Origin of the sequence: Streptomyces botrytidirepellens (assembly GCF_003721215.1) — a bacterium.
Classification (GTDB): Bacteria; Actinomycetota; Actinomycetes; order Streptomycetales; family Streptomycetaceae; genus Streptomyces; species Streptomyces himastatinicus.
In genome coordinates this window covers 1-5,405 of sequence record NZ_RIBZ01000158.1, presented here as the reverse complement: position 1 = coordinate 5,405, position 5,405 = coordinate 1, and the positions used below count along the sequence as shown (strand labels likewise).

At 74.2% G+C, this 5,405-nt stretch carries 4 protein-coding genes and 1 pseudogene; 1 reads left to right on the top strand and 4 read right to left on the bottom strand.

Annotation, left to right across the window (positions count from 1 at the left end; translation table 11 throughout):
• The 4 genes from EEJ42_RS12075 to EEJ42_RS12060 form a co-directional block, all read right to left on the bottom strand.
• Window positions 1–529 (bottom strand): reverse transcriptase-like protein (locus EEJ42_RS12075; protein WP_123099944.1); only part of this gene is annotated, 529 nt, incomplete at its 3' end.
• 5 nt (window positions 530–534) lie between these two features.
• Window positions 535–1,278, bottom strand: a complete 744-nt coding sequence (locus EEJ42_RS12070) for a zinc ribbon domain-containing protein (RefSeq protein ID WP_184503046.1) — start codon at window positions 1,276–1,278, stop codon at window positions 535–537.
• Window positions 1,279–1,322: 44 nt separating this feature from the next.
• Window positions 1,323–2,198, bottom strand: a complete 876-nt coding sequence (locus EEJ42_RS12065; RefSeq protein WP_123099943.1) for a Nif3-like dinuclear metal center hexameric protein — start codon at window positions 2,196–2,198, stop codon at window positions 1,323–1,325.
• Window positions 2,199–2,297: 99 nt separating this feature from the next.
• Entirely contained in the window at window positions 2,298–3,332 is a 1,035-nt protein-coding gene (locus EEJ42_RS12060) for an ABC transporter substrate-binding protein (RefSeq protein ID WP_123099942.1), read from the bottom strand.
• Between the two features lie 204 nt (window positions 3,333–3,536).
• On the opposite strand from EEJ42_RS12060, the pseudogene EEJ42_RS12055 reads away from it, so the two are divergent.
• Window positions 3,537–4,598, top strand: a pseudogene (locus tag EEJ42_RS12055) (hypothetical protein); the annotation flags it as partial.
• Between the last annotated feature and the right edge of the window lie 807 nt (window positions 4,599–5,405).

Sequence of the window (5,405 nt, the reverse complement as noted above, 5' to 3'; positions counted from 1 at the left end):
CGGCCGACGGGGCCTCGGGGGCGGCGGGCTCGGCGAGGGCGTCGTCGGCGGGGGCCTCGGGCGCTGCCGCCGCGAGGGTGCCGCCCGGCGGCACCTTGGGCTGCCACTGCTCGCCCCGCTTGCCCGCGTCCATGGCCTCGTTGGCGAGCCGGTCCGCGTGCTTGTTCTTCTCGCGCGGGATCCAGCCGTACGTCACCTGGCCGGGCGGCAGGAGTCCCTTGGCCTCGGTGGCGAGCGGCCGCATGTCCGGGTGCTTGATCTTCCAGCGGCCGGACATCTGCTCGATGACCAGCTTGGAGTCCATCCGGACCTGCACCTCCGCCTCCGGGTCGAGGGCGTGGGCGGCCCGCAGACCGGCGATCAGGCCCTTGTACTCGGCGACGTTGTTGGTCGCGGTGCCGATGTACTCGGCGACCTCGGCGAGCGGTTCGCCGGTCACCGCGTCGAGGACGACCGCGCCGTACCCGGCGGGCCCCGGGTTGCCCCGGGAGCCGCCGTCGGCCTCGACGATGAAGCGACGCCGTGCCATCGGCCTTACAGCCCCGACTCGGGCGTACGGACCAGGATCCGGCGGCAGTTCTCGCACCGCACCACGGTGTCGGCGGGGGCCGAGCGGACCTCGTTCAGCTCGGTGATGGCCAGCTCCTGGCGGCAGCCGTCGCAGCGCCGCTGGTAGAGCCGGGCGGCGCCGACGCCGCCCTGCTGCTCGCGCAGCTTGTCGTAGAGCTTCAGCAGATCGGCGGGGATGGTCCCGGCGATGACCTCGCGCTCCTTGGTGACGGTCGCGATCTCGGCGTCGATCTCCTCGGCCGCCGCGTCGCGCCGCGCCGCGGCGTCGCTGATCTTGGCCTGGAGGGACTCCACCCGGCCGGCCAGTTCGGTGGCCCGCTCCTGGGCGGCCTCGCGGCGCTCCATGACCTCCAGGACGACGTCCTCCAGGTCGCTCTGGCGCCGGGCGAGGGAGGCGATCTCGTGCTGGAGGTTCTCCAGGTCCTTGGGCGAGGTGACGGCCCCGGAGTCCAGGCGCTTCTGGTCGCGGGCGGCGCGCTGGCGCACCTGGTCCACGTCCTGCTCCGCCTTGGTCTGCTCGCGGGCGGTGTCGCTCTCCTCGGTCTGGGAGGCGACGAGGAGGTCACGCAGCTGGGTGTGGTCGGCGGTCAGGGTGTCGAGTTCGGCGTGCTCGGGCAGCGTCCGGCGCTTGTGCGCCAGCTGCGAGAGCCGTACGTCGAGGCCCTGGACGTCGAGCAGGCGGATCTGGTCTGCGGGCGCGGCGTTCAGCGGGGGGCTCCAGAGGTGGTCGTAGGGGACGGAAGAGGCGGGCCTCAAGCCGGGGAGGCAGAGGCGGGGTCGGGCGCGAAGACCCGGAACGGGGCGGCGGCCGCGGCGTGGGCCGTCCAGGGGTCGGTGACCTTGCGGGACACGTGGGTGCGCAGGTCCCAGCCGTGCCGGTCGGAGATCTCGTCGAGCTGTGCCGCGGCCAGCTCGGTCCACGGCCATTCGGTGGCCCAGTGCGCGGCGTCCACCAGCGCGAGGTCGCTGTGCTCGCGCGCCTCGGAGGCCGGGTGGTGGCGCAGATCGGCGGTCAGGTACGCGTCCACTCCGGCAGCGCGCGCCTCCGCGAACAGGCCGTCCCCGGAGCCGCCGCAGACGGCGACGGTACGGATCGTACGGTCCGGGTCGCCCGAGGCGCGGATGCCCTGCGCGGTGGCGGGCAGCCGGGCGGCGGCGCGCTCGGTGAACTCGCCCAGCGTCTCGGGGCGGTCGAGTTCGCAGATCCGGCCGAGCCCCTGGCGTCCGGCGGGGTCGGCCGGGTCCGGCACCAGCGGGCGGACCGGCCGCAGATCGAGCGCCCCGGCGAGGGCGTCGGAGACGCCCGGGTCGGCGCGGTCGGCGTTGGTGTGCGCGACGTGCAGCGCGACGTCGTTCTTGATCAGGGTGTGCACCACCCGCCCCTTGAAGGTGGAGGCGGCGACCGTGGTCGTGCCCCGCAGATAGAGCGGATGGTGGGTGATCAGCAGATCGGCGCCGAGCGCCACCGCCTCGTCGGCGACCTCCTGGACGGGGTCGACGGCGAACAGGACGCGGCCGACCTGGGCATCGGGGTCCCCGCAGACCGTCCCGACGGCGTCCCACTGCTCCGCCCGCTCGGGCGGCCAGAGGGCGTCGAGGGCGGCGAGGACATCGGTGAGAGCGGGCACGGGGCAAGGCTACCTCCCAGATCACCGGGAAGCCTTGCCCCTGCCTTCACTCAGCGCGACCGCCGCGCGATGAACGATCCGAGACGATCTGAAGGGGGATCAGCGGACCAGGTAGCCGCGGAGATCGTCCAGCACCCGGTCGGCGGCGGTGACGCCGAGGCCCAGGTACCAGGTCTCGTCCTTGACGTTCTTGGCGTGGCCCGCCTTGACCGCGTCGAGCTTCTTCCACAGCGGGTTGGACTCCGCCTGGTCCCGCTTGGTGGCCTTGGGGTCGCCGTAGACCCCGGTGAAGATCCAGTCGGCGTCGGCCTCGTTGATCCGCTCCGGGCCGATCTCCGTGGCCAGGTCGTCGACCTGCTGGTTCTTGGGCCGGGGCAGGCCGACGTCCTGGAGGATCGTGCCGATGAAGGACGCCTTGGCGTAGAGCCGGGTGAACTCCGGCATGAAGCGCAGCATGGTGACGGTCGGCTTCTTCGGGCCGATGTCCTCGCCCAGCTTCTTCGCCTTCGCCTCGTACGCGTCGAGCTTGCGCCTGGCCTCGGCGGTGCGGTCCAGGGCCGCCGCGTTGAGGAGGTAGTTCTCCTTCCAGGTGAAGCCGGGGCGGATGGAGAAGACGGTCGGGGCGATCTGCTTCAGCTCGTCGTAGAGCGGCTCGGCGCGCAGCTTGCTGCCGAGGATCAGGTCGGGGTGGAGGGCGTTGATGGCCTCCAGGTTGAGGTTGTTGATGGTGCCGACGTTCTTCGGGTTCCCGGCCTCCTTCTTGAGGTAGCCGGGGATGGCCTGGTCGCCCTCGGAGGGCGCGTAGCCGACCGGCTTGATGCCGAGCGAGACGACGTTGTCCAGCTCGCCGACGTCGAGCACCACGACCCGCTTCGGCTTGCTCTTGATCTCCGTCTTGCCCATGGCCTGGGTGACGGTGCGCGGGAACTGGCCGGGCTTGGCGTCGGTGCCCATCTTCGCGGTCTGCTCGGCGGCCTTGCCGAAGTCCTTGCCGCCCTGCGCGACGGACTTGCCCCCGCCGCCGTTCCCCTTGGCGCCGTCCTTGCCGCTGTCGGACTTGCCGCAGGCGGCGAGGGAGAGGGCCCCGGCGAGGGCCAGGGCGAGGGCGGCGCTGCCGCGGCGGCGTACGGACATCTGGTGCTCCAGGAGGTCGTGCGGACGGTGGTACTTAGGCGTGCCTTACTTTAATCGCACCGCCGAGCGGCCACTTACAGCACACTCATCCCCGACCTCTCAGGCGAATCGGTCAACAGCCACACGTAAGGGTGGAGCCGACCTCTTATCGGCCACCGGGAGGGGGTACGAAACCTACGTTCAGTGGCCGGAGGTGACTGAACGATGACCGCCTGTGCCTTCGACGCCACCCTCGCCACGGGAGGCAGCGCCCGGCCACGAGAAAGGTCCACGGATTTCACCATCACCCCGGACCGTTCGTACGGTGCGCGGCTCACGCTCGGCGGCGACACCGGCTGCTGGTTCCCCGAGCGCTGGACGCTGGACGGGCCCGAGCCGTACGCCGTGCCGCTGCCGGGCGCCCAGCCCGAGGAGCCGGACAGCGAAGTGCTGCCGCTCTCCGACGGGCAGGTGCTGATCCACCGCCGGGTGGCCGGGCACCATGCCTTCTCGCTGCTCTACCCCACCGGCCCGGGGACGGGCGAGCGGGTGCTCGGCGGCATCGACCGCGCCGACGTCTCGCTGCTGCCGCCCGCGCCCGGCGGCACCTGTGCGTACGCGCTGGGGCGCGGCCCGCGGTCCACCTCCGTGTGGCTGATCCACGGCGGCGCCCGCGGGCTCCAGCACCTGGCCGAGGTGCCCGGGCGCTGCACGGGCGGCGCCTGGCTGGACCGCATGGGGCGGCTGCTCGCGCTCGACCGCGAGCTGGACGGCCGTACGAAGACCCTCGTCGTCGACCTCGGGCGCGGCGGCGAGACCAGCCCGCTGCTCCAGATCACCGAGCGCAGCAACGACCGGCTGCTGCTCGCCGACCCCGACAGCGGTCTGCTGCTCGTACGGTCCGACGCGCCCGGCGACGAGCGGCTCGGGTGGGGCGTCCTGGGCAGCACCCTCCCCGTCCGCTTCCCGGACTGCCTGCGCCCGCCCGCCCAGGCGACGGCCACCCCCTTCGCGATCCAGCCGGGGCAGATGCTGACGCCGGAGGCGTGCGCGGTGGCCTTCCGCATCGACGCCGCGGCGGGCGGGCGGCCGTGGGTGGGCGTATGGCGGCCGTCCGAGCGGCGGTTGCGCCAGTTCTCGGCGCCGGAGGGCTGGCTGGCCGGCTCCGGCCTGTGGAGCCGGGACGGCGAGCTGTGGCTGCCGTACGCGACGCGGCAGGTGCCGTGCGGGCTGGCGCGGGTGTGGCTGCCGGAGGCCGCGGCGCCGCGGGCGTCCGCCGGATCACCCGCGAGCGCGCGGGTGATCCGGCGGGTCCCCCGCCCGGCCCGCGGTTCGGAGGTGTCCGGGATCACGCCGTGGCGGAAGGTGAGCAGCGAGGCCACCGGGGCTGATGCGGTCACGCATGCGGGCGCGGGCACGGATCCGCGTGCGAGCTGGGGCGCGGGCGCGAGCTTCAGCGCGGGGGCGAGCCTGGGCGCGGGCGTACGCAGGAGCCTGGGCGCGGGGGCGGGCGCGGGGGCGGATGCGGACCCGGGCGGGGGTCTGGGCGCGGGTGAGCGCTTCGGTGCGGGCGCGGACCCGGGTGCGGGCTCGGGCGCGGGGGCGAGCTTCGGTGGGGTGAGGCGCCTGGGTGCGGACACGGATCCGCGTGCGGATTGGGGCGCAGGCGCGAGCTTCGGTACGGGTGTCCGCGTGGAGGCGGACAGGGATCTCGTCGCGGACGCGAGCGCGGGTGCGCGCGTACGCGTGGGCACGGAGCCGGACGCGGGCGCGGGCACGAATCTGAGTGAAAGCGCGAGCGCGGGTACGGGCCCGAGCGCGGGCTCGGGTCTGGGCACGGGCGCGGGTGCGAGCGCGGGCCCGCGCGCGGAGAGCGCGGGCGCGGACGCGATCACGAGCACGGGGGCAAGCCGGGCCGCAGGGGCGCGCTTCAGCGCGGGCACGGATCTGGGTGAGAGCGCCGGCGCGAGTACGGGCCTGAGCGCAGGCGCGCGCCTGGGCGCGGGTGGGCGCTTCGGTGCGGGCGCGAGCCTGGACACGGACCCGGGTGCGGGCGCGAGCCTGAGCCTGGGCGCGGGGGCGGGCCCGCGCGCG